29 protein-coding genes and 1 riboswitch are annotated in these 25,902 nt (G+C 71.4%); of the genes, 11 read left to right on the top strand and 18 right to left on the bottom strand.

All coding sequences use genetic code 11. From position 1 onward, the window contains the following. Positions 1-4: 4 nt before the first annotated feature. Both QSK26_RS30585 and QSK26_RS30580 read right to left on the bottom strand, forming a co-directional pair. Positions 5-289, bottom strand: a complete 285-nt coding sequence (locus QSK26_RS30585) for a hypothetical protein (RefSeq protein ID WP_285778760.1) — start codon at positions 287-289, stop codon at positions 5-7. 240 nt (positions 290-529) lie between these two features. Then, a complete protein-coding gene (locus tag QSK26_RS30580) occupies positions 530-1,264 on the bottom strand; it encodes a GNAT family N-acetyltransferase (RefSeq protein WP_285778759.1) in 735 nt (244 codons plus the stop codon). Positions 1,265-1,527: 263 nt separating this feature from the next. Between QSK26_RS30580 and QSK26_RS30575 the strand changes: the two genes are divergently transcribed. Next, positions 1,528-1,800: a hypothetical protein gene (locus QSK26_RS30575; RefSeq protein WP_285778758.1), complete on the top strand. Its 273-nt coding sequence runs from the start codon at positions 1,528-1,530 to the stop codon at positions 1,798-1,800. Here the strand turns inward: QSK26_RS30575 and QSK26_RS30570 are convergent. Continuing rightward, on the bottom strand, positions 1,773-2,585 hold the full coding sequence (locus QSK26_RS30570; RefSeq protein WP_285778757.1) for an aminoglycoside 3'-phosphotransferase: 813 nt from the start codon (positions 2,583-2,585) through the stop codon (positions 1,773-1,775). The two genes, QSK26_RS30575 and QSK26_RS30570, sit on opposite strands and share 28 nt — an antisense overlap. An 80-nt stretch (positions 2,586-2,665) precedes the next feature. Between QSK26_RS30570 and QSK26_RS30565 the strand changes: the two genes are divergently transcribed. From QSK26_RS30565 to QSK26_RS30545, 5 genes are all read left to right on the top strand, one after another. Then, complete coding sequence (locus QSK26_RS30565; protein WP_285778756.1) at positions 2,666-2,953, top strand: hypothetical protein; 288 nt, start codon at positions 2,666-2,668, stop codon at positions 2,951-2,953. 141 nt (positions 2,954-3,094) lie between these two features. Next, on the top strand, positions 3,095-3,913 hold the full coding sequence (locus QSK26_RS30560) for an ion transporter (protein ID WP_285778755.1): 819 nt from the start codon (positions 3,095-3,097) through the stop codon (positions 3,911-3,913). Positions 3,914-4,080: 167 nt separating this feature from the next. Next, on the top strand, positions 4,081-4,725 hold the full coding sequence (locus tag QSK26_RS30555) for a DedA family protein (protein ID WP_285778754.1): 645 nt from the start codon (positions 4,081-4,083) through the stop codon (positions 4,723-4,725). Positions 4,726-4,945: 220 nt separating this feature from the next. Then, positions 4,946-5,169, bottom strand: a riboswitch (cobalamin riboswitch). 206 nt (positions 5,170-5,375) lie between these two features. Then, a complete protein-coding gene (locus tag QSK26_RS30550; protein ID WP_285778753.1) occupies positions 5,376-5,897 on the top strand; it encodes a phospholipase in 522 nt (173 codons plus the stop codon). A gap of 67 nt (positions 5,898-5,964) precedes the next feature. Continuing rightward, positions 5,965-6,495 (top strand): GNAT family N-acetyltransferase, encoded by a 531-nt coding sequence (locus tag QSK26_RS30545; RefSeq protein ID WP_285778752.1) that lies wholly within the window; start codon positions 5,965-5,967, stop codon positions 6,493-6,495. Here the strand turns inward: QSK26_RS30545 and QSK26_RS30540 are convergent. Continuing rightward, positions 6,396-7,328, bottom strand: a complete 933-nt coding sequence (locus QSK26_RS30540) for a hypothetical protein (RefSeq protein WP_285778751.1) — start codon at positions 7,326-7,328, stop codon at positions 6,396-6,398. The two genes, QSK26_RS30545 and QSK26_RS30540, sit on opposite strands and share 100 nt — an antisense overlap. 27 nt (positions 7,329-7,355) lie before the next feature. Between QSK26_RS30540 and QSK26_RS30535 the strand changes: the two genes are divergently transcribed. Continuing rightward, positions 7,356-8,723, top strand: coding sequence for an SGNH/GDSL hydrolase family protein (locus tag QSK26_RS30535; RefSeq protein WP_285778750.1), 1,368 nt, complete (start codon positions 7,356-7,358; stop codon positions 8,721-8,723). Positions 8,724-8,838: 115 nt separating this feature from the next. Further along, positions 8,839-9,708 (top strand): hypothetical protein, encoded by an 870-nt coding sequence (locus QSK26_RS30530; RefSeq protein WP_285778749.1) that lies wholly within the window; start codon positions 8,839-8,841, stop codon positions 9,706-9,708. Positions 9,709-9,716: 8 nt separating this feature from the next. On the opposite strand, the gene QSK26_RS30525 is transcribed toward QSK26_RS30530, so the two are convergent. Both QSK26_RS30525 and QSK26_RS30520 read right to left on the bottom strand, forming a co-directional pair. Then, positions 9,717-10,070 (bottom strand): YbaB/EbfC family nucleoid-associated protein, encoded by a 354-nt coding sequence (locus QSK26_RS30525; RefSeq protein WP_285778748.1) that lies wholly within the window; start codon positions 10,068-10,070, stop codon positions 9,717-9,719. Positions 10,071-10,087: 17 nt separating this feature from the next. Continuing rightward, a complete protein-coding gene (locus QSK26_RS30520) occupies positions 10,088-10,441 on the bottom strand; it encodes a hypothetical protein (protein ID WP_285778747.1) in 354 nt (117 codons plus the stop codon). Positions 10,442-11,104: 663 nt separating this feature from the next. On the opposite strand from QSK26_RS30520, the gene QSK26_RS30515 reads away from it, so the two are divergent. Continuing rightward, positions 11,105-12,412: an extracellular catalytic domain type 1 short-chain-length polyhydroxyalkanoate depolymerase gene (locus QSK26_RS30515; RefSeq protein WP_285778746.1), complete on the top strand. Its 1,308-nt coding sequence runs from the start codon at positions 11,105-11,107 to the stop codon at positions 12,410-12,412. A 129-nt stretch (positions 12,413-12,541) separates the two neighbouring features. Here QSK26_RS30515 and QSK26_RS30510 read toward each other — a convergent pair whose 3' ends face one another. The 9 genes from QSK26_RS30510 to dnaK all read right to left on the bottom strand — a co-directional run bounded on the left by QSK26_RS30510 (position 12,542) and on the right by dnaK (position 22,106). Next, positions 12,542-13,816 (bottom strand): cytochrome P450, encoded by a 1,275-nt coding sequence (locus QSK26_RS30510; protein WP_285778745.1) that lies wholly within the window; start codon positions 13,814-13,816, stop codon positions 12,542-12,544. 9 nt (positions 13,817-13,825) lie between these two features. Then, positions 13,826-14,017, bottom strand: a complete 192-nt coding sequence (locus QSK26_RS30505) for a ferredoxin (protein ID WP_285778744.1) — start codon at positions 14,015-14,017, stop codon at positions 13,826-13,828. Beyond that, on the bottom strand, positions 14,014-14,628 hold the full coding sequence (locus tag QSK26_RS30500; RefSeq protein WP_285778743.1) for a TetR family transcriptional regulator: 615 nt from the start codon (positions 14,626-14,628) through the stop codon (positions 14,014-14,016). The genes QSK26_RS30505 and QSK26_RS30500 overlap by 4 nt, the downstream gene beginning before the upstream one ends. A 232-nt stretch (positions 14,629-14,860) precedes the next feature. Then, the gene (locus QSK26_RS30495) at positions 14,861-15,691 is read right to left on the bottom strand and encodes an SDR family oxidoreductase (RefSeq protein WP_285778742.1); all 831 of its coding nucleotides are present in this window, start codon (positions 15,689-15,691) and stop codon (positions 14,861-14,863) included. Positions 15,692-15,769: 78 nt separating this feature from the next. After that, complete coding sequence (clpB, locus tag QSK26_RS30490) at positions 15,770-18,379, bottom strand: ATP-dependent chaperone ClpB (protein WP_285778741.1); 2,610 nt, start codon at positions 18,377-18,379, stop codon at positions 15,770-15,772. Further along, a complete protein-coding gene (locus tag QSK26_RS30485) occupies positions 18,376-18,711 on the bottom strand; it encodes a chaperone modulator CbpM (RefSeq protein ID WP_285778740.1) in 336 nt (111 codons plus the stop codon). Before QSK26_RS30485 ends, clpB begins: the two co-directional genes overlap by 4 nt. Then, positions 18,708-19,658, bottom strand: coding sequence for a DnaJ C-terminal domain-containing protein (locus QSK26_RS30480; protein WP_285778739.1), 951 nt, complete (start codon positions 19,656-19,658; stop codon positions 18,708-18,710). Before QSK26_RS30480 ends, QSK26_RS30485 begins: the two co-directional genes overlap by 4 nt. After that, positions 19,658-20,221: a nucleotide exchange factor GrpE gene (locus tag QSK26_RS30475; protein ID WP_285778738.1), complete on the bottom strand. Its 564-nt coding sequence runs from the start codon at positions 20,219-20,221 to the stop codon at positions 19,658-19,660. The genes QSK26_RS30480 and QSK26_RS30475 overlap by 1 nt, the downstream gene beginning before the upstream one ends. A 1-nt stretch (position 20,222) precedes the next feature. Next, positions 20,223-22,106: a molecular chaperone DnaK gene (dnaK, locus tag QSK26_RS30470; protein WP_285778737.1), complete on the bottom strand. Its 1,884-nt coding sequence runs from the start codon at positions 22,104-22,106 to the stop codon at positions 20,223-20,225. Between the two features lie 235 nt (positions 22,107-22,341). Between dnaK and QSK26_RS30465 the strand changes: the two genes are divergently transcribed. Continuing rightward, on the top strand, positions 22,342-23,043 hold the full coding sequence (locus QSK26_RS30465) for an alpha/beta fold hydrolase (protein ID WP_285778736.1): 702 nt from the start codon (positions 22,342-22,344) through the stop codon (positions 23,041-23,043). Between the two features lie 20 nt (positions 23,044-23,063). On the opposite strand, the gene QSK26_RS30460 is transcribed toward QSK26_RS30465, so the two are convergent. Beyond that, positions 23,064-24,128 carry an oxidoreductase gene (locus QSK26_RS30460; protein WP_285778735.1) on the bottom strand — a complete coding sequence of 355 codons (1,065 nt, stop codon included), beginning with the start codon at positions 24,126-24,128 and terminating at the stop codon, positions 23,064-23,066. 9 nt (positions 24,129-24,137) lie between these two features. Next, positions 24,138-24,941: an aminotransferase class IV family protein gene (locus QSK26_RS30455; RefSeq protein ID WP_285778734.1), complete on the bottom strand. Its 804-nt coding sequence runs from the start codon at positions 24,939-24,941 to the stop codon at positions 24,138-24,140. Between the two features lie 202 nt (positions 24,942-25,143). Here QSK26_RS30455 and QSK26_RS30450 point away from each other — a divergent pair, with 202 nt between their 5' ends. Then, entirely contained in the window at positions 25,144-25,650 is a 507-nt protein-coding gene (locus QSK26_RS30450) for a lytic polysaccharide monooxygenase auxiliary activity family 9 protein (RefSeq protein ID WP_285778733.1), read from the top strand. 94 nt (positions 25,651-25,744) lie between these two features. On the opposite strand, the gene QSK26_RS41940 is transcribed toward QSK26_RS30450, so the two are convergent. Further along, positions 25,745-25,902, bottom strand: a 158-nt coding sequence (locus QSK26_RS41940; protein WP_502888763.1) for an ATP-binding protein, incomplete at its 5' end; no start/stop codon positions are given.

Raw genomic sequence — 25,902 nt, 5'->3', positions numbered from 1 at the left:
CATTTCACCGCCGGACGTAAAGCTGCCCGTAGAGCATGTACAGATCGGTCAGGCGGATCAGCACGTCGTTGCACACGTAGTCGGCCCACCGGCCGTCTTCGACCCCCGCGCTGCCCACCTCGTCACACCAGGTGGGGCCGAGATACGTGCCTTCGAGGACGTATCCCGGTGGCGGCGTCCACGCTGACGCCGCCGCTGGCTGCGGGGCGGCGACCGCCGGGGCCGCCGGGAGCAGGGCCAACACGCCGGCGCACGCCAGCAGGGCCGTGATTCTGCGAACTTCGAGCAAGACTTCTCCCCTGTCGCGGATTCGTGATGGAGACGGCATCGCAGATCATTCGCGCCGGGAACGTCACGGCCTGAATCGAGCGTCATCCCCATGATGCGAAGGAGATCCGGGCAGGGTCAAGATCATCCGGTGGCCGGAGGATGCCAGGCCGGGCCGGCCGCCGGTGCGCGGGGCGTCGATGGGAGAGGGCCGGGCGGCGCGGACCGCGGGGTGGAGACCGGCGACGGTCCGGGACCGGGGTCAGGACTCGGCGCTCTCCTCCCCGTCGTGGCCGGCCTGGGCGAGGACCGGGACGCCGGCCGGCACCCGTACGGCTCCGAAGACGAGCCGGCGGCGGAGCCGGAAGCCGAGGGACTCGTAGAGCCGGATCGCGTTGACGTTGGACGCCGCGGCGTGCAGCAGCGGGACGTCGCCGCGGGCGCGGACGCCGGCGGCGACGGCGCGCACCAGGCGGGCCGCCAGGCCCTGGCCGCGGAAGGCCGGGTCGGTGCAGACGGCGCTGATCTCCGTCCAGCCGGGTGGGCGCATGCGTTCGCCGGCCATCGCCACCAGCCTGCCGTCACGGCGGATGCCCAGGTAGGCGCCCATCTCGACGGTACGCGGCAGGAAGGGGCCCGGCTGGGTCCTGGCGACGAGGTCGAGCATCTCCGGCACGTCCCCGGGACCCAGCGGGACCGCTTCCCCGTCGGGCGCGGCGGCGACGCCGTCGTCCACCATCTGGACGCCGGGCAGCCGCATCTCCACCTCCCACCCGTCGGGCGGCTCGGTGTCGAAGCCTGCCACGGTGACCAGGGCGCCGGGTCCGGCGAGCGCGGCGAGGTCGTCCCAGTCGGCCCGGCCGGGCCGGTCCGGCAGCGCGTGGAACGGCGAGACGTCCACCGGGTAGCGCAGCACGCCGCCGCGGCGCTCCGCGAGGTGCGCGTGCGGCCCGGCCAGCGACGACCGCGTGGGGTTGTCCAGCACGTGCCCGCTCATCGGGCCTCCCCGGTCACGACCGCGGCGAACGCCGCCTCCTGGTCGCCTCGCCGGGCGAACACCGACGTCTTCCGCATTCCGCCGCCTCCCTGCTAGCTGTGCGCGAACACCAGGGTTAAGCGCCGCACGGCCCGGCGTTCATTCCTGCGGAGGACGTCTCCCCGGCCGGGAAGGCGGAGGCGGAGCCGCCCCCGGGGGTGGGCGGGCGGCGGTCATGTTCTCCGTGAGGGGAGGATCGGCAGCCATAGCCGAAGTAGTTGCACGTGCCGTGCGCGAAGGTCCGCTCACAGGCCGGGGCGCAGCGACGTCCTGCGCGACCACGGCCTGCACTGGGCGAACGTCACCAACGTCGCCAGGGCGGCCGTCCCGGCGGCGCGCTGCGGTTCATCCTCGACGGGCCGCGGCTCGGCAAGGTCACCGGCGAGCTGAGCGTCCTCGCCGACCGGGCGATGCGCAGGGGGTTCGACGCGGTGCGGAACGGGCAGCGCGCCCGGCTGAACCGAGAAGGTCAGGCCATGTCCCAGAGCAGCCGGTAGTAGGCGAGCCGCTCGGGGTCGGGGGCGACGCCGTACCCCTCGTACAGGAAGCCGTCGTATCCCGGGCCGAAGTCCAGGTCCAGGCTCCACGCGGCGACCGCGAGGTCGGCCCACCGGTCGGCCACCCCGAGCGAGCCCAGGTCCACGTGCGCGGCGAACCCGCCGTCGTCGTGCAGCAGCGTGTTGGGCACGCACGCGTCGCCGTGGCAGACGACGAGGCGGTCGATCGGCGGCGGGGCGCCGATGAGCGCCCTGGCCTGCGCCGTGTCGAGGTGCTGGTGCTCGGGGAACCGGTCGGCCGGTCCCTCGCCCTCGGCGATGCGCTCGTCGGCGCGGACGAGCCGCCGTTCGACGCTCCAGTCGAACGGGCACTCGTCCACGGGCAGGGCGTCGTGCAGCCCGCGCAGCCCCCGGCCGATGCTCGCCGCAACGGTCGCCGGATCGACGGCCAGCGAGGGGTCCACCGCCGAGCGGCCCGGGACCGCCTCGGCGACCAGCCACGCGCCCTCGGCGTCCGTGCCGTGCTCGACGACCCGCGGGACGGTCGCCCAGCGTTGCGCCCAGCTCAGCCGCTCCGCCTCGGCGGGCAGGTCGATCTCCGGGGTGCCGGCGGCGACCCACTTGGCGTACCGGCTGCCGCCGTGCCCGTCCTCCAGGCGGAAGGTCAGGCCGCCGAGCTCGTTGACCCACACCGGTGTGACGTCGTCGCCCCCGGCGATCGCCGCGATGACGGCGGGAACCTCCACGAGGTCGGTCCGCATGTTGGATATGACGGGTCGGCTCATGTTGGACATCGTCCCCCAGACGGCAAATGGTTTTACGGTGGGACGGCGGGCTTGAGTCTCCTCCAGGGGGAGATGTGAGGGTGGGGGCATGGAAGGCGACGCGGTCTACTCGATCGGCGAGTTGGCCCGGCCTCGAACAGGTCGAGGCGTGGGTGGAACTCGCCGAGCTGTCCCAGGACCCGGACTTCCGCGCCGTCCTGCGGAGCGTCGCCGAGCAGCTCGCGGCCGACCGCGCCGCGCACGGCCCCGGTCTGCGCCGGGACGCCGCCGCGGTGGTCCGGAAGCACGCCGGTCCGGTCCTCGCGGCGGGTGACGAGCGACCGGGCGGTGCGGGCCGGCGCTTCGTCCGGCCCGCCGCCCAGGGGTGAGGATCGGCGACGCGGGCTCCCGGGGCGACGTCCGCCCCGCAAGTTGTGATCGGTGTCTCTCCCGTAGGTGCCACGCGCCCGGGTTCCGCCCGACATGATGATCCACAATCGTGCATCTCATCCCTCGTCAAGGAGCCGACGTTGTCGCGGCAAGAGCGCGTTCGTCATGTCCTGGAGACCCGGTTCGTCCAGCGGGCGATCATCCTGGTCATCGTCATCAACGCCGTCACGATCGGATGTGAGACCAGCTCCTACCTGGTGGAACAGATCGGCGGGCTGCTGTACGCGGTCGACCGGATCGCGCTGGTCGTCTTCACCGTGGAGATCGCCGCCCGGCTGTACGCCTACCGCCGGTCCTTCTTCGCCGATCCGTGGAACTGGTTCGACACCGTGATCGTGGTGATCGCGCTCATCCCGGCCTCCGGTCCCACGTCGGTGCTGCGCGCCCTGCGCATCCTGCGCGCGCTCCGGCTGGTGTCGGCGGTGCCGAGCATGCGCCGCGTGGTCGGCGCCCTGCTCGCCGCCGTCCCCGGAATGGCCTCCATCATCGGCCTGCTCGTCCTGATGATCTACATCGCGGCGGTGATCGCCACCAGGCTGTTCGGCGACATCGTGCCCGAACGGTTCGGCGAGCTGCCGTACTCGCTGTTCACGCTGTTCCAGATCATGACCGGTGACGACTGGGGGAACCTGGCCAAGGAGGTCATGGAGCACAAGCCGTGGGCGTGGGTCTTCTTCATCACCTACATCCTCATGTCCACCTTCGTGGCGCTGAACCTGTTCATCGCGGTGGTGGTCAACGCCATGAACGACGCGGAGGCGTCGCCGTCCGAGCTGCAGACCCAGGCCGAACTCGGCGTCGTGAAGGAGGAACTCGCGGCGGTGCAGGCCAAACTCGACCTTCTCCTCGCCCGCCAGGACCCGCCGCGCCCGAAGGGCAGGCAACCGGCCCGGCTGTGATCAGCGGAAGGAGCGCGCGATCCCGCTGGCGGGTGGGTTCGCGGGAGGGTTGTCCCCCTGGGGATACGGGTGCCAACCGTACAGACAGGCGACCGGATGTGGGGGAGGGTGTCAGGAGCGCACGGCAGGGGCGGCAGCGGGGCGACGGAGGGGGGCGGTGATTCGCCATGGCAGTGATCGCCGGGGTCCTCGACTGGCTGGCGACACAGCAGGGCGTCACCGTCGCGCTGGTGGTCAGCGTGTTCCTGGTCGTCGAGACCTCGCTCTTCCTCGGGCTCCTCGTCCCCGGTGACGGCGTCGTGCTCCTCGCGGGGGCGAGCGTGACATCCGTGGCCGAGTTCCCGCCGCTGGTGCTGGTCGCGGTCGCGGGGGCGCTGATCGGGCAGACGGGCGGCTACCTGCTCGGCTACCACTGGGGGCCGCGGGTACGGCACAGCCGGGCCGGTCGCAGGCTGGGGGAGCGCAACTGGCGCCGGGCCGAGCGGCTGGTGCTCGGCCGGGGCGGCGGCTGGGCGCTGGCGGGTTCCCGCTTCATCCCGCTCATGCACGCGCTGGTGCCGGTGCTGGCGGGCACGCTGCGCATGCCGTACCGGCGGTTCCTCGCCTGGGAGTGCCTCGCGGCGGTCGTCTGGTCCACGTCCTACGCCGCGATCGGCGCGCTCGTCGGAAACACGTTGCGCGCCAACGGGCACCTCATCGGCTATGCCATTTCCGCTGTCATCCTGCTGATCACTTTCACCGTGACCCGTTTCCTGTCCCGCCGCGGCGAGCCGTGCGAAACGGCCGGCACGCTCGCCGAGCAGCGGGGGTAGCCACTTCCGAAGGCCGTGTCAGAAGGCTTCCGACCTCTCAGCACTGTCAAGGCGTGCCACCACGACCCGGCTGTCGGGTGCTGGCACGACTGACAGTGCTTTGTGCGCTTATTAGGGTCGTCCCCAGGTTGAGCAACACATCCGGTGATAACGGGGATTTTTGATCACCGGATGTGGTCACTGTCGGCACGCCTGCCCCGGACCGTCGTGCCCGCCCTCGGGTCGCACGCGGGCAGTGGCAGGTCTTCGGACTCACGGGCGGCACGGACCGGAGTCCGCGTTGCCTACTGGCCGTCGCTTCCCGGATCCGGTGCTCGGATCCAGTGCGAGTGACGGCGGTCGTTCCCATTCACCGCTGCGGGGCAGTCCCGGATTCTCACCGGGTTCCCTCTTGCGACGCGCCTGCCTGGCGGGCAGGGCGAACCGACTGCGGGTGCAGCCCAGGCGCACCCGGTCGCGGGCCGTACCGCGGGCCGCGGGCCGCCCGGCACCTTACAGGACACAGTCATCCTGTAAAGAGCGATTGTTGGCGAATATCGACATCGATCTTGATGGACATCTGATCCGGCGTCCGTGGTTATTCCACCTCATTGTTGTGCAGTGGCAGGACCCTGCCGTGTGAGTTACCCCCCGGACAAAGGCAGAGCCCAATGGTGAAACGCGCCCTCGCGACCGTCGCCCTCTCCCTCGCCACATTACTCGGATTAACGCTTCCCGCCTACGCGGTGACGCTGCAGCAAAAGCTCGCCGCACTTTCCAGCTTCTCCCAGCCCACCGCCGCCAGCGCCGCGAGCTGGCGGGCCGCCTGGCAGAACCAGGGAGCCTGGGCGGACTACGCCTTCGACTGGTCCACCGACCTGTGCTCGACCAGCCCCGACCAGCCCCTCGGCTTCGACTTCAGAATGCCGTGCCGGCGGCATGACTTCGGCTACCGGAACTACAAGTCGGTGAGCCAGTTCCCGGCGAACAAGGCGCGCATCGACGACGCGTTCTACTTCGACATGCAGCAGGTCTGCGCGGGATATTCCGGCGTCTCCCGGAGCACCTGCAACGGCCTCGCCTGGACCTACTACCAGGCGGTCCGGGAATTCGGCGACCTCAACGTGACCGAGGCGCAGATCGAGCGAATCCGCCTGAACGCCGAAAAGGCCGCCCAGAACGCCGAGTCGTAGCCGTCCCACCGGGTGACAGCACGAACGCCATGAGGCCGGTCGCACGGACGACCGGCCTCATGGCCGCATGGCCTACGGGCGGGAGGTGGACGGCATACAGGACATCACGGTGGTCCAGGCGTCCGCCCAGGACGGGGATGTGCTGGGCGAGATCCACGCGGCGTCCTGGCAGGCGGCCTACGCCGGGTTCTTCGCACCGGAGTTCTTCGCCGGTGCGGTGCGACGCCGGCGCGGTCAGTGGCACGACCGGCTCGCCGCGCGGACGGGCACCGCCCTGCTCGCCGGGCGGGCGGGTCGGCCGCTGGCCCTCTCCTTCTTCGGCGCCTCGCCGGAACGGCCCGGCACGGCGCAGATCTTCAGCTTCTTCGGGCATCCGGCGGGCTGGGGCACCGGCGTCGCGAGCGTCCTGATGCATGCGACCCTGCGCGAACTCCGCGAGCGCGGTTTCGGCCGGGTGCACCTGTGGACGCTGCGCGACACGCCCAGGGCCCGCCGCTTCTACACCAAGAGCGGCTTCACCGAGTCCGGCGCGCTCCGCGGGCACGACTTCGGCGACGGCAACCTGATCGACCAGGTCGAGTACGAGTACTCCTGGTGAGGCGGGCTCACCCGGTCACAGGCCGGAACACGCCCTCGGCCTCGACCCTGCCGGGGCCGTAACGGGTGTCCAGGTCGCGCCGCAGTTCGTCGGTGGCGACGAAGACGGTCAGTCTCACCCGTCTGCCGACGAGGTCCACGTGGGTGCTGTTCGCGCCGGGCGTCGTCGTAGACCTTCTTCGCCAGCGCGTCCAGGTCGGCGTGGGTGTGCTCGGCGCGGGAGACGCAGAGCGCGCCGCCCCAGGTCTGCCGGGCCAGCCGCTCGTTGCCGGCCAGATCACCGGTGAACATGAGGTTGAACACGAACCGGACCGGCTCGTGATCCTCCTTCAGATCGTGCGCGCTGAAGTCGACCGTGTGGTCGTTGTCGAGCCAGGAGCCCGCGAACTGCGGTGACCTGCTCACCGCCTTCTTCGTGGCGGACAGCGCCTCGAACGTGGCGGTGGCGGGATCCACCGGCCGCCAGCCGCCCGCCGGCTCCGGGCACGGCGTGGGAGGGATGTGATCAACGGCGCCCGGAGAGGGCGGGGGCGCCGGGGGCCTCGGCGGCTCGGTCAGGTGCAGGCGCCCGCCGTCCCACGTGCCGACGACCGTGTAACTGCCCCACTTCACGCCGCCGCCCGACTCGTGCCGTACGGCGGCCCAGTCCCAGCCCACGATGTCGGCCCCGTCGCACTGCGGGATCTTGGACGTCAGGACGACCCGGCAGAACTGCGGCCCGTGCCGTTCGTTCTCCAGCACGGTCCCCGAAGCCGTGTAGCGCGTTGCTCCCGCGGGGGCGGCGGGGGTGCAGGCGGTGAGCAGGAGGCAGAGGGCTAGCGAGGGGGCTCTCATGCCACTGAGACGTCCGCCGGGCGGCGGATGGTTTACCGGCTCGGTGTGGTGCTGGCGTCGCCGGCGCTCGGGGCGGTGGGGCAGGGCGGCGTACCGGCGGCCCCCGGGGTACCGGCGGCCCCCGGCGTACCGGGGGCCGACGGCGTACCGGGGGCCGCCGGGGGTGCGGCGCCGGAGACAGGCCGGCGCTGGCTCGGCACCTGGGTGTCGATGCCGCAGCTGACCGAGCCGGGCAACATGCCGCCGCCCCCGTACACCCAGGAGAACCTGGTGCTGCCCGACAGCACCCTGCGGCAGACCGTACGGGTGTCGGTCGGCGGGCGGCAGTTGCGGCTGCGCTTCTCCAACGCGTTCGGCGGCACGGCGCTGCCGCTCACCAAGGTGTCCGTCGCGCTGCCGGCCGGCGGGCGGGCCGGGGTGAGCGCCGTCAGGCCGGGCACCTCCAAGCCGGTGACCTTCGGCGGCAGGTCGTCGGTGGTGATCCCGGCCGGGGCGCAGGCGGTCTCCGACCCGCTGTCCTTCGACCTGGCGCCCCGCTCGAACCTCACCGTCACGGTCTACCTGGCCGACGGGCAGGCGTCCGCGAACATCACCTCCCATCCCGGGTCGAGGACCACGTCCCACCTGCTGACCGGCGACCACGTCGCGGCGACGGACCTGCCCGGCGCGACGCCCACCGATCACTGGTACTTCCTCAGCGGCGTCGAGGTGTGGACGGGGAGCGGCGGCGGGGCGGCCGTCATGCTGGGAGACTCGCTGACCGACGGCCGCGGCTCGACCACCAACATGAACGACCGCTGGCCCGACCAACTGCTCGACCGGCTGCACGCCGGGCCCGGCACGGCGGGCGTCGCGATCCTCAACCAGGCGGCCGGCGGTAACCGGGTGCTGAACGACGGCCTTGGCCCCAACGCGCTGGCCAGGCTGGACCGCGACGTGCTGGCGCAGACCGGCGTCGAGTGGCTGCTCGTCTTCGAGGGCGTCAACGACATCGGCACGGCCGAGGCCACCCAGGCGGCCCAGGACAGGGTCGCGGACGACCTCATCGCCGCCTACGACCAGATCCTCGTCCGGACCCGCGCCCAGGGGATCCGCGTGTACGGCGCGACCCTCACGCCCTTCGGCGGCAACGCGATGTACGACGACCCGCAGGGGTACCGGGAGGCGGCCCGGCAGAAGGTCAACGACTGGATCCGGACCAGCCGCCGGTTCGACGAGGTGATCGACTTCGACCGGGCGGCCCGTGACCCGGCGAACCCGCGCAGGCTGCTGCCCGCGTACGACACCGGCGACCGGCTGCACCTGAACCCGGCGGGCTACGAGGCGCTGGCCGGCGCCGTTCCCGCCCGCCTGTTCCACCGGAAGCCGCTGCCGCCGGGATTCGGCTACAACTAGTGGCACTATATTTGGCAGGATGATCGGATGACCTGATCTCTGGATCGGGTCATCCGGCGGTGGAGAAAGGGTCTGCTACGTGAATCCATCCCAGTCCCTTCCCAAGGCAGGGTTCATGCTCTCCGCCGTGGGTGTCGGCGGCGTGGTCCTGCAGATGCTGGCCGTCGCCTACCCCGATGGCGACCCGGCCAAGGCGCGCGAGGCCGCGGGGCTGCTGCGGCAGCTGGCGACGCGGGTGGACGTGAGCCTGGACGACGTGGAGGAGGTCGCGAGGAGGGTGTGGCAGCCGCCCACCTCCGGCGCGGGCGTCGACGCCTTCAGGAGCTATTTCACCGACGAGGTCGCGCCCTATCCGCCGCTGGTGTCCGCGTACATCCGCGGGTTGGCCGACGCGGTCGACGAATACGCGGACATGCTGGAGGAGACCCAGCACACGCTCCGGACGATGGCCATGATCCAGTGGCTCGAACTGCTGATGTTCTTCTGCTGGCCGGCGATCGACAAGAAGATCCAGACGCTGATCAACTGGGGGATCCGCAAGTCGCAGGCACGGCTGCTGCTCAAGATGTTCAACCACGCGGTGGGGCAGCGGTTCATCTACGCCGCGGGGGGCAGCCTCGCCTACACGGCCCTCGACCAGCTCGTCGTGGACGGCGTCAAGCTGGCGAGAGGCGAGGACACGGGGTCGTGGGGCGACCGCGGCGAGTACATGCTGAAGAACTTCGCGGCGGCCATGGTCTTCTACCACGTGGACCCGGCCAACTTCGGAAAGGCCGCGAACGTGTTGCCGAAGAACAAGGCGGCACAGAACGCGATCGTGTTCCTGACCGGGTCCAGCGTCTTCACCACCACGGCCAACGTGCTCAACCGGCCGGGCGACGTGATCGACGATCCGGTCAGCCTGCTGCCCACCTGGGAGCAGATGCTCGCCAAGCTGGGTGTCGCCGCGGGCCAGGACCAGTTCAGACGCTGGCGCGGACTCTGACCGCACGGCTAGTCCCGGCCGAAGCGCCTGGCCTCGTCGGCGAACGGGGTCAGGCCGTCCGTCATCATCCCGGCCATCTGCCGGGCCAGGTCGGCGGTGGCGTCGCCCGCGGCGGCGAGCACCGCCTCCGCCAGCGCGTCCGCGCCGAGTCGCAGCGCGCGCGGGTCGATGCGCAGGCCGCCGAGCGCGCCGCTGGGCAGCACCTCGGCCGTCACCTGGCCGTTGGCCGCCTCACCTCGGCCGCGGACGGCGTTGAGGCTCTCCTGCAGGTCCAGCAGCGGACGAGTGTCGGCTTGGAACTGGGCGAGAAGGCGGTGCATCTCCTCGTCGAGGAAGGGGGCGCCGTCGTCCGGTGTGGTCATCAGGTCTCCAGAAAACATCAAGAGGTGAACTTCTTGTCCGACTTCGAGTATTTCGGCGGTTCGGACACTTTCGGTAGGGATGCGATGGTGGCCCAGTTTGCGACGTCGAAGCCGGTCGTCATGCTGTCCAGCCGTCCGGCGACCCCGGGATAAATGTCGCGTAGGGCGTTGACGTACGTCTCGGCTTTCTGCAACGCGGCGGAATAACCCTGCTTGAACGTGTTCGCCGTCTCGTCGGTGCCGGCGAAGTCGCCCAGTGCGGCGATGGAGTCGAGAATCCGGCGGACATCCCTCTTCAGGTCGTCGTGCTCGTCGGCGAACCCACCGGCCGCTCTGATGAAGGTGCTCCCGCGGACATCGGTTACCGGCATGGCAGGGAGTCCGATACCGGGCCAGGCCGGCGAAGGGCTGGGGGTGGGATGCGCGGGAGCGGAGGGGGCCGGCGATGCCCCGGGCGTCTCGGCGGGCGTCGGAGCGGGCGTGGGCGAAGGGCCGGGGGACGTCGGGCTCGGGGTGGGGCTGGGGGACGTCGGGCTCGGGGTGGGGTCCGGGGTCGAGGGGCTCGGCGTGGGCGTGGGCGTGGGGCTGGGGGTGGGGCTTGGGGACGTCGGACTCGGGGACGGGTCCGGGGTCGAAGGGCTGGGGGTGGGGGTGGGGCTCGGGGTGGGGGTGCCTGTGGAGGTGGGCGAGGGGGTGGGCCATGAGGGCGGAGAACTCGGATCCATCTCAGACATGACACCCTCCTCATCGATGCCCCTGTCGGCGTCGCGCAGGCCGAACATAGCAATGCCGAATTGTCAACACTACCTACATGAATAGTCTACTTTGCGGGGATGTCGGTCATGACGCCCCGGGGTGAGGAAACTTTCAGCGGATTCGCGCCCATTCCGAGCGAAGTCCCCAGGTGTACGGCAGGGGGCGGGAACAGGCCCGGTCCCCGTCTTCCGTTCTGAAACATTTCGGCTGACACTACGAAAGATTTCAGTGAATCGCGCCTCGGCGCGCGGTCGACGCCAGGGAGAACAGGACGGCGGATGAAGATCCTCAGAAAGGTGCTGGGCGCCGTGGCCGCTGCCGCGGTGCTCGTCGTCGTGGGGCTGTCCACGGCGCCCCCGGCCGCACCGGCCACGCTGACCGAGGTGACCAGCTTCGGTACCAACCCGACAAATCTCCGGATGCACCTGTACGTGCCGGACAACGTCGCGCCCAGACCGGCGATCCTGGTGGCGGTGCACTACTGCACCGGCTCCGGGCCCGCCTTCTACTCGGGGACCGAGTTCGCCTCCCTGGCCGACCGGTACGGGTTCATCGTCGTCTACCCGTCGGCCACCAGGAGCGGATCCTGCTTCGACGTCTCCTCGCCCCAGGCGCTGACCCACAACGGCGGCAGTGACCCGGTGGGGATCGTGTCCATGGTCAGGTACGTCCAGCAGCGCCACAACGGCGACCCGGACCGGGTCTACGTCACCGGCGCGTCCTCGGGCGGCATGATGACCAACGTCCTGCTCGGCGCCTACCCGGACGTGTTCAAGGCCGGGGCCGCGTTCATGGGCGTGCCGTTCGCCTGCTTCGCCACCACCGACGGCTCAAGCTGGAACAGCGCCTGCGCCAACGGCACGATCAGCAGGACCCCGCAGCAGTGGGGCGACCTGGTACGGGCGGCCTACCCCGGGTACAGCGGCCCGCGTCCCCGGATGCAGACCTGGCACGGCACCGAGGACACCACCCTGCGCTACCCGAACTTCCAGGAGCAGATCAAGCAGTGGACCGACGTCCACGGGCTCAGCCAGACGCCCGCGTTCACCGACCGCCCGCAGTCGAACTGGACCCGGACCCGTTACGGCGGGACCGGTACGAGCGTCCCGGTGGAGGCAATCAGCGTCCAGGGGGTCGGGCACAGCCTGCCGACCGGCGGCATGGCCGCCGCCGTGATCCAGTTCCTCGGCCTGACCGGCGGTCCCCCCGGGTCGCCTGGCCCGTCCCCTTCGCCGACCCCCACCCCGACGACCACGCCGCCGCCGGGCGGCACCTGCCGGGTGACCTACACCATGAACACGTGGAACACCGGCTTCACCGCGGCGGTCACGATCGCCAACACCGGCTCCGCCACCGTCGGCGGCTGGTCCCTGGCCTACGCGCTCCCCGCCGGGCAGGCCGTGACCTCGGCGTGGAACGCCACGGTGTCGCCCGCCGGCGGACAGGTGACGGCCAGGAACGCCCCGTACAACGCGACGATCGCGCCCGGCGCATCCGTTTCGTTCGGCTACCAGGCCACCCACACCGGCAACACCGGTGAACCCACCGCCTTCACCCTCAACGGGACGAACTGCACGGTCGGCTGACCGGCGTGAGACCGCCGATGCCGGCGAGGAGTGCCGTCCTCGCCGGCATCGGCGCAGCCGCCGCCACGTCGCCGTGGGCCGCCCGGACGGGGTCAGCCGATGGGTCAGCCGATAGGTCAGCCGATGGGGTCAGCCGATGCGGAGCGGGAGCACCCGCGGTCCGCGCACCTGGCCCGCCGCCCAGGTCACCGCCGCCGGGTCGTCGAGGGTGAACTCCGGGAAGCGCTCCAGCCAGACCTCCAGTGCGACCCGCAGCTCCATCCGCGCGAGATGCGAGCCCACACAGCGGTGGATGCCCAGGCCGAACGCGGCGTGCCGGTTGACCTCGCGGTCGATGACGACCTCGCCCGCCCGGTCGAACTGCGCCGGGTCGCGGTTGGCCGCGGGGAAGGACAGCAGGATCCAGTCGTCGGCCTTCATGTCGACGCCCTTCCAGTGCATGTCCTCCTTCACCAGCCGCGCCATCGTGACCGGCGCGTAGACCCTCAGGAGCTCCTCCATCGCGGTCGGCAGCAGGGCGGGCTCGGAGACCAGCCGCTCGCGGTCCGCGGGCGTCTTCGCCAGGTGCCACAACGACGCGCCGATCGCGCTCCACGTGGTGTCGATGCCGGCGATGAGCAGCAGGGCCATCGTGCCCGCCACGTGGGACGAGTCCAGCTTCCTGCCGTAGAGCTCCACGTTGACGAGGTAGGTCGTCAGGTCGTCGCGCGGCTTCTCGACGTGGTCGCGGATCTGCGCGTACAGGTACTCGAACAGCTTCTCCATCCTGGCCAGGCGTTCCTCCGGCGGCAGGTTGATGCCTTCGAGCGCGTTCTCGACGAACTGGCGGAACTGCGGCCCGTCCTCGGGCGGGAAGCCGAGCATGTCGGCGATGACCCGGATCGGGATGTGCTGGGCGTAGTCGCGCGCGGCGTCGACGACGTCCTGCCCCTCCAGCGCGTCGATGAGCGTGTGGCAGAACGCGCGGGTCGCCTGCTCCTGCTTCGCGACCGCGGTCTTGGTGAACGCCGGGAGCAGCAGCTTGCGCGCGTCGTGGTGGAAGGGCGGGTCGGAGGAGATCGGCGGCACGCCGCCGACGGGGGCCACTTCGCGGGGCGGCCGGAAGTTGCTCATGATGATCGCCCGCGAGGAGAAGTGCTCGGTGTCGTAGGCGATCGCCGCGACGTCCTCGTACCGGGTCGGCAGCCAGCCGCCGCCGAACCGGTCGGTGTGCGCGATCGGGCAGCGCTGCCGCAGGTCGTCCTGGATGCGGTACGGGTCGGCGGCCCATTCCGGCTCGGCGTGGGAGAAGTCGGTCGCCCAGTCCGAGACCGGGCCGGTGATGACCTCGTTACGTCTGCCGAGAGACCGGTCTTGCATGTTCTCCCGGAACTCCTGACTGAAGCGGTCGTCGTCGACGGTCATGCACGCCTCCTAGAGGGTTTCGATCGCTCTCTCTGGACAGTTGGACAGGGCCAGCCGTGCCGCCTGCTCCTCGCCGGGCGGCACGACGCCGTCGCCGACGACCTGTCCGTAACCTTCGTCGTCCTCACCGAACAGGTTCGGGGCGAGGTCATAGCAGCGACCGTGTCCCTGGCATCGCTCCGTGTCGATCTTCACTTTCATTCGGGCGCTCCCCTCTGTGCTGTGGTGTCAGGGGCCAAGGCGGTGACGATCCGGGTGAGCAACGCGTGCCACTCCTCGTCGTCCACCGCGTGCAGGCTGGGCGGGATGAGCGCGCTGCCCATCGCGAGCAGCAGGCAGAAGTGTGCCAGCGCCCCCGGTGGCAGCGCGGGATCCAGCTCGCCGTCGCGCTGGGCGACGTGCACGAGCCCGGCGAGCCAGTCGGCGCGTTCGCCGACGTAGTCCCGCATCGGCCCGGCGACGTCCTCGTCGCGGCGGGCCGCGACCAGCGCCTCGACGATGAGGTAGCCGCTCGCGTCACGCCGGCGCGGGAGCCGGCGGCCCACGACGACCAGCAGATCCGTGATCGACCGGCTCGGGTCGGCGGCCAGCAGATCGGCCAGCAGCCGGGGCCCGTGCGCGCGCAGCGCGGCCACCAGCAGGTCCGCCTTCGAGCCGAAGTGCGCGTAGAGCGCGCCGTTGCTGACCTTCGCGGTCGCGGCTATGTCGGCCACCCGCGTGCCGTCGTATCCGCGCTGCGCGAAGACCTCGGCGGCCGCACGCAACAGCCGCTCGCGCGTCTCGGCCGCGGTGACGCCTGCGATACGCCCCATATGCGAATCAAAATATCGTTCATTTGATATGTCAATCAATCATGGCAGCCGCCGGGCTGTCAGACGGCCTTGAAGATGACAGTGCGTCACGCGACCCCGCACTGAGCCATCGCAGATGACATCGGGGGCGTTGGGGCGCGTAGCGGATGCGGCGGCGGTAGACCTCCAGCAGCGCCTGCGGCTGTCAGTGCACCGCGGCCATATGCCACATCCGCCGGCGACGAGACCGCGGTCAGCGGCGTCCCGCGGCCAGGAACTCCCGCGCGCCGCGCAGTCTGGTCCGCAGCCGTCCCTGAGTCATGTCGCACCGCAGGCGCACGCCTATCGGACCGGGCAGGTCGGTCTCGGCGCGCAGCCCCGAAGGCAACCTGTCCGCGTCGAGCCCGTCACGTCGGGCGATGAGCAGCCCCAGCTCGTATCGGCTGACCTCGTCGGCTCCGGCGACGTGGTGGACGCCGCGATACCCGGACGCGGCGAGTTCGAGGAGAGCCGCGGCGAGATCGACGACATGCACGGGACATCGCACATCGTCGGTGAACAGCCTGCCCCTGACCGTGCCGTCGGCCAGTTGACGCACCAGCTCCTCGTGCGGAGAACCACCGTCACCGATGATCAGGGAGGTCCGGACCACCGCCGAGTTCGGCACGATCGCGTCCACTGCCGTCTCGGCGGCGGCTTTGGCGGCGCCGTACGGACTGATCGGGTCGGGGACGCACGTCTCGTCATAGCGAATCGCCGCACCGGAGAAGACCGCGTCGCTGGACACGTGAACCAGGCGCCCGCCCACCGCGGAGACGGCGAGAGCCACATTCGCCGCACCGACCGCCGTGGTCGCCCAATCCGTCTGCCGGAACGCGGCATTGACGACCACCTCCGGCCGCAACGCGCCGATCAGCGCTCCGACCTCCTCCCGTCGGCGCACATCGAGCGGCAACCAGTCGACACCCGCCGTCTCTCCCGGTCGGGTCAGGTAGGTCCCCGCCACCTCGTGCTCGGCCGCCGAACACTGCCGGGCGAGTTCGCCGCCGAGAAAGCCGCTGCCACCGACGATGAGGATCCTCATGGGCGGTCACCATAGTCGATCGTTTTCGACTGGTGTCAGGCGAAATGGCACTGTCACCTTCGCCGCTCGCCGGCAACCTCAGCGGGCTTCGGCCGGCTCTCGGTAGGTGACGGTGAGCTCGCCCTCGGCGGTGTCCACCCTGACGGTCGAGCCGTCGGCGATCTCCCCGCCGAGCAGGGCGCGGCCGATCCTGGTCTCGACCTCGCGGGCGATGAACCGGCGCAGCGGGCGGGCGCCGTAGACGGGGTCGTAGCCCTGGGCGGCGATCAGCCGGCGGGCCTCCTCGGTGACCTCCAGGCCCAGCCGCCGGTCGGCGAGCCGGTTCCTGACGTCGGTGAACATCAGCTCGACGATGCGCTCGATCTCGTCCTGGGTGAGCGGCTTGAACAGCACGATGTCGTCCACCCGGTTGAGGAACTCCGGCCGGAACCTGGTCCGCAGCTCCCGCATCACCCGGTCGCGCCCCTCCGGCTTGATCTCCCCGCCGGGCGTGACACCGTCCAGCAGGTACTGCGAGCCGATGTTGGACGTCATGATGATCACGGTGTTCCTGAAGTCGACCGTACGCCCCTGCGCGTCGGTGAGCCGCCCGTCGTCGAGCACCTGGAGCAGCGTGTTGAACACGTCCGCGTGCGCCTTCTCGATCTCGTCGAAGAGCACCACGGAGTACGGCTTGCGCCGCACCGCCTCGGTGAGCTGGCCGCCCTCCTCGTACCCGATGTAGCCGGGCGGGGCGCCCACCAGGCGGCTGACCGTGTGCCGTTCCTGGTACTCGCTCATGTCGAGGCGCACCATGTTGTCCTCGGTGTCGAACAGGGCGGCGGCGAGTGCCCTGGCCAGCTCGGTCTTGCCGACCCCGGTGGGGCCGAGGAAGATGAACGACCCGATGGGACGCCGGGGGTCCTTGATCCCGGAGCGGGCCCTGATCACCGCGTCGGCGACCAGCCTGACCGCCTCGTCCTGGCCGATGACCCGCTCGTGCAGGATCTCGTCCAGGCGCAGGAGCTTCTCCCGTTCCCCTTCCTGGAGGCGGGTGACCGGGATGCCGGTCCACCGGGAGACGATGGAGGCGATCTCGTTCTCGGTGACGACCTCGCGCAGCAGCCGGTGGCCGCCCTGCCTGCTGCTCAGTTGCTCCTCCTCGGCGCTCAGGCGGCGTTCGAGTTCGGGCAGCCTGCCGTGCCGCAACTCGGCGGCCCGGTTGAGGTCGTAGGCGCGTTCGGCCTGCTCGGCCTCCCGCCGTACCGTTTCGATCTCCTGGCGCAGCGCCTGCACCTTGCGCAGCGCGGCGCGCTCGGCCTCCCACTGGGCGCGGGTGGCGTCCGCCTCGGCGCGCAGGTCGGCGAGTTCCCTGCGCAGCTCTTCGAGGCGGACCCGGCTGGCGGGGTCGTCCTCCTTGGCCAGCGCGGCGTCCTCGATCTCCAGCCGGGTCACCCGGCGGGTCAGCTCGTCCAGCTCGGCCGGCATGGAGTCGATCTCCGTGCGGATCATCGCGCACGCCTCGTCCACCAGGTCGATCGCCTTGTCGGGCAGGAACCGGTCGGAGATGTAGCGATGGCTGAGGGTGACCGCGGCGACGATCGCGCCGTCCTGGATCTTCACGCCGTGGAAGACCTCCAGGCGTTCGCGCAGGCCGCGCAGGATGGAGATGGTGTCCTCCACGGTCGGCTCGTCGATCAGCACCGGCTGGAACCTGCGTTCCAGCGCGGCGTCCTTCTCCACGTGCTTGCGGTACTCGTCGACCGTCGTCGCGCCGATCATGTGCAGCTCGCCGCGGGCCAGCATCGGCTTGAGCATGTTGCCCGCGTCCATCGCGCCCTCGGCGGCCCCGGCCCCCACGACGGTGTGCATCTCGTCCACGAACAGCAGGATGCGCCCCTCGGCGGCCCTGACCTCGGTGAGCACGGCCTTGAGGCGTTCCTCGAACTCGCCGCGGTACTTCGCCCCGGCCACCAGCGACCCCATGTCCAGGTTGAAGATCGTCTTGTCGCGGAGCCCCTCGGGCACGTCACCGTGGCCGATCCGCTGGGCGAGCCCCTCGACGATGGCCGTCTTGCCGACCCCGGGATCGCCGATCAGCACCGGGTTGTTCTTCGTCTTGCGGGACAGGATCTGGATCACCCGCCGGATCTCCTGGTCCCGCCCGATCACCGGTTCGAGCTTGTCGGCCCTGGCCTCCGCCACCAGGTCGCGGCCGTACTTCTCCAGCGCCTCGTACGCCGCCTCCGGCATCGCCGAGGTGACCCGCTGGTTGCCCCGCACGGAGGTGAGGGCCTGCAGGAACCGGTCCCTGGTGAGCCCCTGCCCGTGCAGCAGGCGGCCGGCCGCCGACTCGGCTCCCTCGTCGATCAGCGCGATCAGCAGGTGCTCGACGGAGACGTAGTCGTCCTTGAGCCGTCTCGCCTCCCGGTCGGCGGCGTCCAGCAGGCGGGACAGGCGCTGGGTGACGAACACCTGGCCGGGGGCCGCCCCCGGGCCGCTGACCCGGGGCCGCCGCGCCAGGTCCGCCGCCAGGTCCTCGCGGAGCCGTTCGGGATCCGCGCCCGCCGCGGCGATCAGCCGGGAGGCGAGCCCTTCCGGCTGTTCCAGCAGGGCAAGCAGCAGGTGCTCGCCGTCGATCTCGGTGTGCCCGAAACGGAGCGCCTTGGTCTGGGCGTCGTGCAGGGCCTCCTGCGATTTCTGGGTCATCCGGTTCGGATCCACGTCACCCCTCCTGGTCTCGCGTGCCCGGTTGCCGCCGCGGCCTCGCGCAGCGCCGTCTCCAGCTCGGCGATCCGGTCGAGCAACTCGATCACCAAGCCGAGCCCGGCGTAGTTGATCGACAGGCCGGCGTGCAGCCGCTGGATGCGCGCGGCCTCGGCGACCTGCGACGGCGGGAAGCACAGCCCGCCCCCGGCACGGGCGGCCGGTTCCAGCAGCCCCAGGGCCACCAGGCGGCGCACGGCGTCGGGATGCAGGCCGGTGGCCCGCGCGAAGGAGTCCAGATCGAGCAGCGCGGGCCGGACGATCGCGTACATCATGTCCGCCTCCTGGGATCGAAGTCCGACGCGGCGGCGAGCCGCTCGTACAGGTCGCGCTCCCGGGCGGTCAGCCGGTCCGGCACGCTGATCCTGACCTCGGCCAGGAAGTCGCCCGCCCCGCCGCGCGGGTTGGGCATGCCCCGGCCGCGCAACCGCAGCCGCCGGCCCGTCGAGGTGCCCGGCGGCACCTTCAGCTTCGTCTCCCCGCCCGGCGTGTCCACCGCGACGGTGGCCCCCAGCGCGCCCTCCCACGGGCTGATCGGCAGGTCGGCGTGGATGTCGCGGCCGGTCACCCGGTACCGGGGGTGCGGGGCGAGCCGGACGATCAGGTACAGGTCCCCGGCCCTGGCGCCGTCGCCGCCCCTGCCGCCCTGCCCGGCGAGCCTGATCCGCTGCCCGGCGGTGACCCCGGCCGGGATCGTCACCTCCAGCCGGCGCGTCCCCGCGGGCCCGGGCAGCGTGATCGTACGGCGCCCGCCCCGGTAGACCTCCTCGACCGTCAGCTCGATCTCGGCCTCCTGGTCGGCCCCCTGGACGGGGCCACCCCACCGCCGCCCGCCCCGGCCGCGGAAGATCCCGCCGAGCAGGTCTTCAAGGTCCACTTCGACGCCCTCCCCGGTCCCGAACCCGCCTCCGGCCCCGGCCCCGGTCCCGAACCCGCCTCCGGCCCCGGCCCCGGCCCTGGCTCTCGCGTAGTCGGCCGGGTCCACGTCCGGCGGCACCTGGCGGAAGTCGTGCCCGAACGCGTCGTAGCGGCGGCGGGTGGCCGGGTCGGACAGGACCGCGTAGGCCTCGGAGACCTCCTTGAACCGGTCCTCCGCGCCCGGGTCCTTGTTGACGTCGGGATGGTTGGCGCGGACCAGCTTGCGGTAGGCCCGCTGGATCTCGTCCTGCCCGGCTTCCTTGCCCACTCCGAGCACCTCGTAGAAGTCGCGCCGAGCGGCCATCACTCGGCCCTCTTCGCCCTCGCCACGACCGCCACCGCCGGCCGCAGCAGCCGTTCCGCGCCGCCGTACCCGGGCCGCACCACCTCCACGACCGTGCCCGGTTCGGCCTCCTCGCTGTCCACGGTGGCCACGGCCTCGTGCCGCCGGGGGTCGAACGGCACCCCGGTCTCGTCGTCGCGCGGGTAACCCAGGCGGGTCAGGACGTCCACCGCCTGGTCGCGCACCGCGCGCACTCCCTCTGCGACGCCTTCCGCCCCGCCCGCGTGCCGCAGGGCCAGCTCCAGGTTGTCGACGACCGGCAGCCACTGCGCGGCCACCCGGTCCCGCTCCTCGGCCCGCACCCGTTCGGCGTCCCTGGCGATCCGTTTGCGCAGGTTCTCCAGGCCGGCCACGGCCCGCAGCCAGCGGTCCTCCAGCTCGGCGATCTTCGCGTCGGCCGCCACCACGGCATCGGGCTCCTGCCGCGTGCTCTGCCGGGCGTCCGCGCGGCGGCGGGCACCGGGGCGCGGGCCGGCCCTGGACGTGCGGCCGACCTCCTCGGGGATCTCCTCGTGGCCGTTCATGTCAGTCCGAGCTGGTGAACTCGGCGTCGATCACGTCGTCGTCGCCTCCCGGCGGCTTCTCCCCGCCCGATCCCGGCTCCTCCTTCGGGCGGGCGGAGGACGTGCCGAGGCCGTGGTAGACCTGCTGGAGCTCGGCGGTGAGCTCGCGCAGCCGGGCCAGCGGGGCCTCCTCCTTGATCGCCTGCCGGGCGTCGGCGACCAGCGTCTCCGCGCGGGCCTTCTCGTGCACCGGCACCGTGTCCGCCAGCTCGGTCAACCGGCGTTCCACCTGGTAGGCGACCGAGTCGAGCTCGTTGCGCGCGTCGATCGTCTCGCGGAGCCTGGCATCCTCACCGCGGTGCCGCTCGGCGTCGGCGACCATCCGCTCGATCTCCGACTTGTCCAGGTTGGACGTCTCGCTGATCGTGATGCGCTGCTCGGCGCCGGTGTCCCTGTCCTTGGCCGACACGTTGAGGATGCCGTTCGCGTCGATGTCGAACGTCACCTCGACCTGCGGCACCCCGCGCGGCGCCGGCCGGATGTTCTGCAGCCGGAAGCGGCCGAGCACCCGGTTGTCCGCGGCGCGTTCCCGCTCGCCCTGGAGGACCACGATGTCGACGGCGCTCTGGTTGTCCTCGGCGGTGCTGAACGTCTCGGTACGGCGGGCCGGGATCGTGGTGTTGCGCTCGATCACCTTGGTCATCAGCCCGCCGAGCGTCTCCACGCCCAGCGACAGCGGCGTGACGTCCAGGAGTACGACGTCCTGCACCTCGCCCTTGATGATGCCCGCCTGGACCGCCGCGCCGATGGCGACGACCTCGTCCGGGTTGACCGTCATGTTGGGGTCCTTGCCGCCGGTCAGCCTGCGGACCAGCTCCTGCACGGCGGGGATCCGGGTGGAGCCGCCGACCAGGATGACCTCGTCGATGTCGTCGGCGGTCAGTTTGGCGTCCTCCATCGCCTGCTTGACCGGATTTCTACAGCGTTCGACCAGGTCCGAGGTGATCTGCTCGAAAGTGGAGCGCATCATGGTGGTGTTGAGATGCTTGGGGCCGTTCGCGTCGGCGGTGATGAACGGCAGGTTGATCGTGGTCTGGCTGACCGCCGACAGCTCCACCTTGGCCTTCTCCGCCGCCTCGAACAGCCGTTGCAGCGCCTGGGGGTCGCGGCGCAGGTCGATGCCCTCCTGCCGCTGGAACTCGTCGGCCAGGTGGTCCACCACCCGCCGGTCGAAGTCGTCCCCGCCCAGGTGCCCGTCCCCGGAGGTCGAGCGGACCTCGATGACCCCCTCGCCGATGTCCAGGATGCTGACGTCGAACGTGCCGCCGCCCAGGTCGAAGACGAGCACGGTCTCGCTCGACTTCTTGTCCAGGCCGTAGGCGAGGGCCGCCGCCGTCGGCTCGTTGATGATCCGCAGCACGTCGAGGCCGGCGATGCGGCCCGCGTCCTTGGTCGCCTGGCGCTGGGCGTCGTTGAAGTAGGCCGGCACGGTGATGACCGCCTCGGTGACCTTCTCGCCCAGGTACTTGGCGGCGTCGGCGACCAGCTTGCGCAGCACCAGCGCCGAGACCTCCTCCGGCGCGTACTGCCTGCCGGACACCAGGAACCTGGCCGCGCCCTGCGGCCCCTCGACCACGTCGAAGGACACCGCGTTCAGCTCGCTCTGCACCTCCTCGAACCGGCGGCCGATGAACCGCTTGGCCGAGTAGACGGTGCCCTTCGGGTTGAGGATCGCCTGCCGCCGGGCGAGCTGACCGACGAGCCGTTCGCCCTGGTCGGTGAAGGCCACCACGGAGGGCGTCGTCCGCGAGCCCTCCGCGTTGGGAATGACCGTGGGATGGCCTTCCTCCGTGGTGGCGATCACCGAGTTGGTGGTCCCCAGATCGATGCCCACTGCCTTCGCCATCGCTCCGCTCCCCCCGCGGCGGCGCGGTCACCGCCGCTGATCGCGCAAGAGATCACACCGGTCCCCGGTCCGGTGCTTCCCGATCCACGTTGTCCCAGAGGCCGCCTCACCACATCCCCAAGGCTTGTAGTTCTTCTCCGGCCCGGCCCCGGCGATCATCGGCTCGAACGCGACGGCGTACGACCTGGCTCGACGGCCGGCGGCCGATGTCGGTGCCCTGTCCTAGCCTCGGAGCATGAACGTCATCCTGATACCCGGGTTCTGGCTCGACGGCTCGTCCTGGGACGCGGTCGTCCCCGTCCTCGAACAGGCGGGACACCGCACGCACCCGCTCACGCTGCCCGGCATGGAGTCCAAGGACGCCGACCGCTCGGAGATCACCCTGCGCGACCATGTGGACGCGGTGGTCCGGGTGATCGACTCCCTCGACGGCGACATCGTGCTCGCCGGGCACTCCGGCGGCGGCCCGGTCGCCCACGCCGCGCTCGACGCGCGCCCCGGCAGGATCGCCCACGTCGTCTACGTGGACAGCTGGCCCCTCGGTGACGGCGGGGTCGTCAACGCCGGGCTCCCGGCCGAGCGGGGCGAGGTCCCGCTGCCGGACTGGTCGTTCTTCGATGACGAAGACCTCGTCGACCTCGGCGAAGACCTGCGCGCGGCGTTCCGCGAGCGCGCGATCCCCACGCCCGCGCACGTCGCCCACGACCCCCAGCGGCTCTCCGACGAGCGCCGCTACGACGTCCCCGCCACCGTCATCGCGTGCGAGTTGCCCAGCGCGCGGCTCCGGGACTGGATGGCCCAGGGTGAGCCGGACCTGCGGGAGCTCGCGAAACTCCGCCACGTCGGATACCTCGACCTGCCGACCGGCCACTGGCCCCAGTTCACCCGCCCCGCGGACCTGGCCCGCGCGATCCTCCAGGCCATCGGCCCCGCCTGACCCCGGCCGCGAGGACCGGCTCACCCGGTGAGGCGGGGATAGTCCAGATATCCTTCCGTGCCGCCCTCGTACATGCCGTTCTCGCGTAGCGGGTTGAGCGGGGAGCCGGTGGCGATGCGCCGGGGCAGGTCCGGATTGGCCAGGAAGAGCCGGCCGAACGCGTAGACGTCGGCGAGCCCGCTGCGCACCGCCTCCTCCGCCCGCCCCAGGCCGCCCGGCTCGGGGCCGTCGAAGGTGGCCATGAGGGTGCCGCTCCAGCGGGGGCGCAGGCCCTCCAGCGCGGCGTACCTTCCGGACGACTGCACCACGTGCAGGTAGGCCAGGCCCATGCCGTCCAGCGCGTCCAGCAGCCGGTGGTAGCGGGCGGCCGGATCGGACTCGACGATGTCGTGGAGCGGGTTGCCGGGGGAGACGCGCAGCGCGGTCCGGTCCGCGCCGACCGCGGCGGCGACGGCTTCGACGACCTCGATCGCGAAGCGCACGTGGTCCGCGTAGCCGTCGGTGCGCAGGTTGGCGCTGTCGGACAGGAACTGGGCGATGAGGTAGCCGTACGCGGCGCTGATCTCGATCCCGTCGAAACCGGCGTCCATGGCGACGCGGGCGGCCGCGGCGTGGGCCTCGACGATCTCGGCGACCTCGGCCGCCGGCAGCTCACGCGGGATGACGTAGTCCTGCGGCCCGGAGGCGGTGAAGACGCTGCCCTGGGAGATCGCCACCGCCGAGGGGGCGACCGGCCGCTCTCCGCCGAGGATGTCGGGGTGGCTGACCCGGCCCACGTGCCACAGCTGGGCGAAGATGCGGCCACCGGCGGCGTGTACGGCCCGCGTCACCTGACGCCAGCCCTCGGCGTGCGCCGGCCCGGTCAGCCCGGGTACGCCGGGGCCGCCCTTGCCGAGGCGGTGCGGCCAGATGCCCTCACTGACGATGAGACCGGCGGCGGCGCGCTGGGTGTAGTACTCGGTCATGATCGGCGTGGGGACGCCGGTGGCGTCGTCGGCGCGGGCGCGGGTCATCGGGGCCATGGCCGCCCGGTTGGGCAGCCGGAGGACCGGACCGTGGTAGGGGGCGAGCAGGGGGGAGTTCACGGCTCTCCTTCACGGTGCGACGAGCGGTTCGGCCTGGTAGGCCCGGTGCAGCAGGTCCAGGAAGGCCGGCGCCCCGGGCAGCGGCACCGAGTCGATCCGGTGCACCGGGATGCCCGGCGTCCACGAGTTCATGACCACGGCCCCGGCCAGCGCCGGCAGGTCGGCGAGGGTGATCTCCTGGACGCGCTGGGGGACGCCGAGGCGCTCCAGTTGCCGGCGCAGGATGCCCATCGTGGTCCCGTCCAGCATCTCGGCCTCGGGCCACACCACCGTGGAGCCGTCCCAGAAGGCGAGATTCCAGATGGACCCCTCGCTGAGCCGGCCCCGGCGGTCGACGAAGGCGGCGTCGTCGAAGCCCTGTGCCACCGCCTCCCGGAGGTAGTACGTCTTGGCCACCTCGCCGACGTGCTTCACGGCCGGGAGCACCCGTTCGTACTCGATCGTGGCCAGGGCCAGCGGGCCCTCCGGGCCTGAGGAGGGGGGAGCGGTGCTGACCAGCACCTCGGGTTCCACGTCGGGCCCGGCCACGGTGAACTCGCCCGCCGGCGAGAACACCGTCACCATCAACGAGAGGTCGGCGGGCCCGGCCTCCAGCGCGCTCCGCAGGCAGGACCGCACCCGGTCGTCGGGCAGAGCGCGGCCGAACAGCTCCACCGAGGCGGACCGCAGCCGCTCCAGATGGAGGTCCAGCCCGCGGAGCCGGCCCCCGCGCACCTGCGCGGCGGTGAAGTGGGCGAAGCCCGCGAAGGCGAGCGGTGTCAGGTCCCCGGCGGTCGCCGCCAGGCCGTTGCGTTGTACGACGAAAGAGGTCATGCGTCACTCCACGGGTACGGATACCGGCACCTCGGCCCGGGTACGAGCGATGGCCCCCGAGCTCTCGGAGCGACGCTAAGGCTTGACATCGGTTGGAAGGTCAAGCCGGGCGCCAGGCATCGGGTGAACTAACCTCCAGGACATTTGTTGTTAGGAAAGTTTCCTTTACATTGAGTGGAACCCCCCAGTAAAGGAGCAGCTCATGCGAAGGATGCTCACCTTCCTCGCAGTGGCCGTGGTGACCGTCGCGACGACGGTCTTCATCGCCACACCCGCCCAGGCGCACGGCTACATCAGCTCGCCCCCGAGCCGCCAGGCATTGTGCGCGCAGGGCCGCGTCGCGAACTGCGGGCCGATCATCTACGAGCCCCAGAGCGTCGAAGGTCCCAAGGGCCTGCGCAACTGTCACGGCAACGTCGCCCGCTTCGCCCAGCTCAGCGACGAGAGCAAGGGGTGGCCCGCCACCCAGGTCGGCAACCAGGTCACCTTCAACTGGCAGCTCACCGCCCGGCACAGCACCAGCACCTGGGACTACTTCATCGGCAACACCCGGATCGCGCAGTTCAACGACCAGGGCAGGATTCCCGGCGCCACCGTCTCGCACAGCGTCAACCTGGGCGGCAGGACCGGCAAGTTGAAGCTGCTCGCGGTGTGGAACATCGCCGACACCGCCAACGCGTTCTACGCCTGCGTCGACCTCCAGCGCTGACCGGTAACGCCCACGGCAGGCGGTCCGGCCGGCACCGGGCCGCCTGCCGCCGGTCCGGCCTCCAGCGCGCCTCCAGCGGGCCGCCTGCCGCCGGCTACGTCACCGGGTCGTGCTGGATGGCGGGTGCGGGGGCGTCCTGGTGGCGGGGGAGGCGCAGGACGAAGCGGGCGCCGCGGGGGCTGTCCTCGATGCGGAGGGTGCCGCCGCTGGTCTCGGCGATCTGGCGGGCGATGGGCAGGCCGAGTCCGGTGC

This window comes from Microtetraspora sp. NBRC 13810 (genome assembly GCF_030268685.1).
GTDB lineage: Bacteria > Actinomycetota > Actinomycetes > Streptosporangiales > Streptosporangiaceae > BSRQ01.
This window is presented reverse-complemented; position numbering and strand designations above follow the sequence as displayed.

Coding starts and splice junctions, on each gene's coding strand:
- QSK26_RS30465 (WP_285778736.1), top strand. CDS start 22,342: ATGAACGTCATCCTGATACCCGGGTTCTGGCTCGACGGCTCGTCCTGG.
- QSK26_RS30505 (WP_285778744.1), bottom strand. CDS start 14,017: ATGAAAGTGAAGATCGACACGGAGCGATGCCAGGGACACGGTCGCTGC.
- QSK26_RS30485 (WP_285778740.1), bottom strand. CDS start 18,711: ATGATGTACGCGATCGTCCGGCCCGCGCTGCTCGATCTGGACTCCTTC.
- QSK26_RS30525 (WP_285778748.1), bottom strand. CDS start 10,070: ATGACCACACCGGACGACGGCGCCCCCTTCCTCGACGAGGAGATGCAC.
- QSK26_RS30550 (WP_285778753.1), top strand. CDS start 5,376: ATGGTGAAACGCGCCCTCGCGACCGTCGCCCTCTCCCTCGCCACATTA.
- QSK26_RS30520 (WP_285778747.1), bottom strand. CDS start 10,441: ATGCCGGTAACCGATGTCCGCGGGAGCACCTTCATCAGAGCGGCCGGT.
- QSK26_RS30555 (WP_285778754.1), top strand. CDS start 4,081: ATGGCAGTGATCGCCGGGGTCCTCGACTGGCTGGCGACACAGCAGGGC.
- QSK26_RS30515 (WP_285778746.1), top strand. CDS start 11,105: ATGAAGATCCTCAGAAAGGTGCTGGGCGCCGTGGCCGCTGCCGCGGTG.
- QSK26_RS30500 (WP_285778743.1), bottom strand. CDS start 14,628: ATGGGGCGTATCGCAGGCGTCACCGCGGCCGAGACGCGCGAGCGGCTG.
- QSK26_RS30570 (WP_285778757.1), bottom strand. CDS start 2,585: ATGAGCCGACCCGTCATATCCAACATGCGGACCGACCTCGTGGAGGTT.
- QSK26_RS30480 (WP_285778739.1), bottom strand. CDS start 19,658: ATGGCCGCTCGGCGCGACTTCTACGAGGTGCTCGGAGTGGGCAAGGAA.
- QSK26_RS30580 (WP_285778759.1), bottom strand. CDS start 1,264: ATGAGCGGGCACGTGCTGGACAACCCCACGCGGTCGTCGCTGGCCGGG.
- dnaK (WP_285778737.1), bottom strand. CDS start 22,106: ATGGCGAAGGCAGTGGGCATCGATCTGGGGACCACCAACTCGGTGATC.
- clpB (WP_285778741.1), bottom strand. CDS start 18,379: ATGACCCAGAAATCGCAGGAGGCCCTGCACGACGCCCAGACCAAGGCG.
- QSK26_RS30530 (WP_285778749.1), top strand. CDS start 8,839: ATGCTCTCCGCCGTGGGTGTCGGCGGCGTGGTCCTGCAGATGCTGGCC.
- QSK26_RS30545 (WP_285778752.1), top strand. CDS start 5,965: ATGGCCTACGGGCGGGAGGTGGACGGCATACAGGACATCACGGTGGTC.
- QSK26_RS30540 (WP_285778751.1), bottom strand. CDS start 7,328: ATGAGAGCCCCCTCGCTAGCCCTCTGCCTCCTGCTCACCGCCTGCACC.
- QSK26_RS30475 (WP_285778738.1), bottom strand. CDS start 20,221: ATGAACGGCCACGAGGAGATCCCCGAGGAGGTCGGCCGCACGTCCAGG.
- QSK26_RS30450 (WP_285778733.1), top strand. CDS start 25,144: ATGCGAAGGATGCTCACCTTCCTCGCAGTGGCCGTGGTGACCGTCGCG.
- QSK26_RS30455 (WP_285778734.1), bottom strand. CDS start 24,941: ATGACCTCTTTCGTCGTACAACGCAACGGCCTGGCGGCGACCGCCGGG.
- QSK26_RS30495 (WP_285778742.1), bottom strand. CDS start 15,691: ATGAGGATCCTCATCGTCGGTGGCAGCGGCTTTCTCGGCGGCGAACTC.
- QSK26_RS30535 (WP_285778750.1), top strand. CDS start 7,356: ATGGTTTACCGGCTCGGTGTGGTGCTGGCGTCGCCGGCGCTCGGGGCG.
- QSK26_RS30510 (WP_285778745.1), bottom strand. CDS start 13,816: ATGACCGTCGACGACGACCGCTTCAGTCAGGAGTTCCGGGAGAACATG.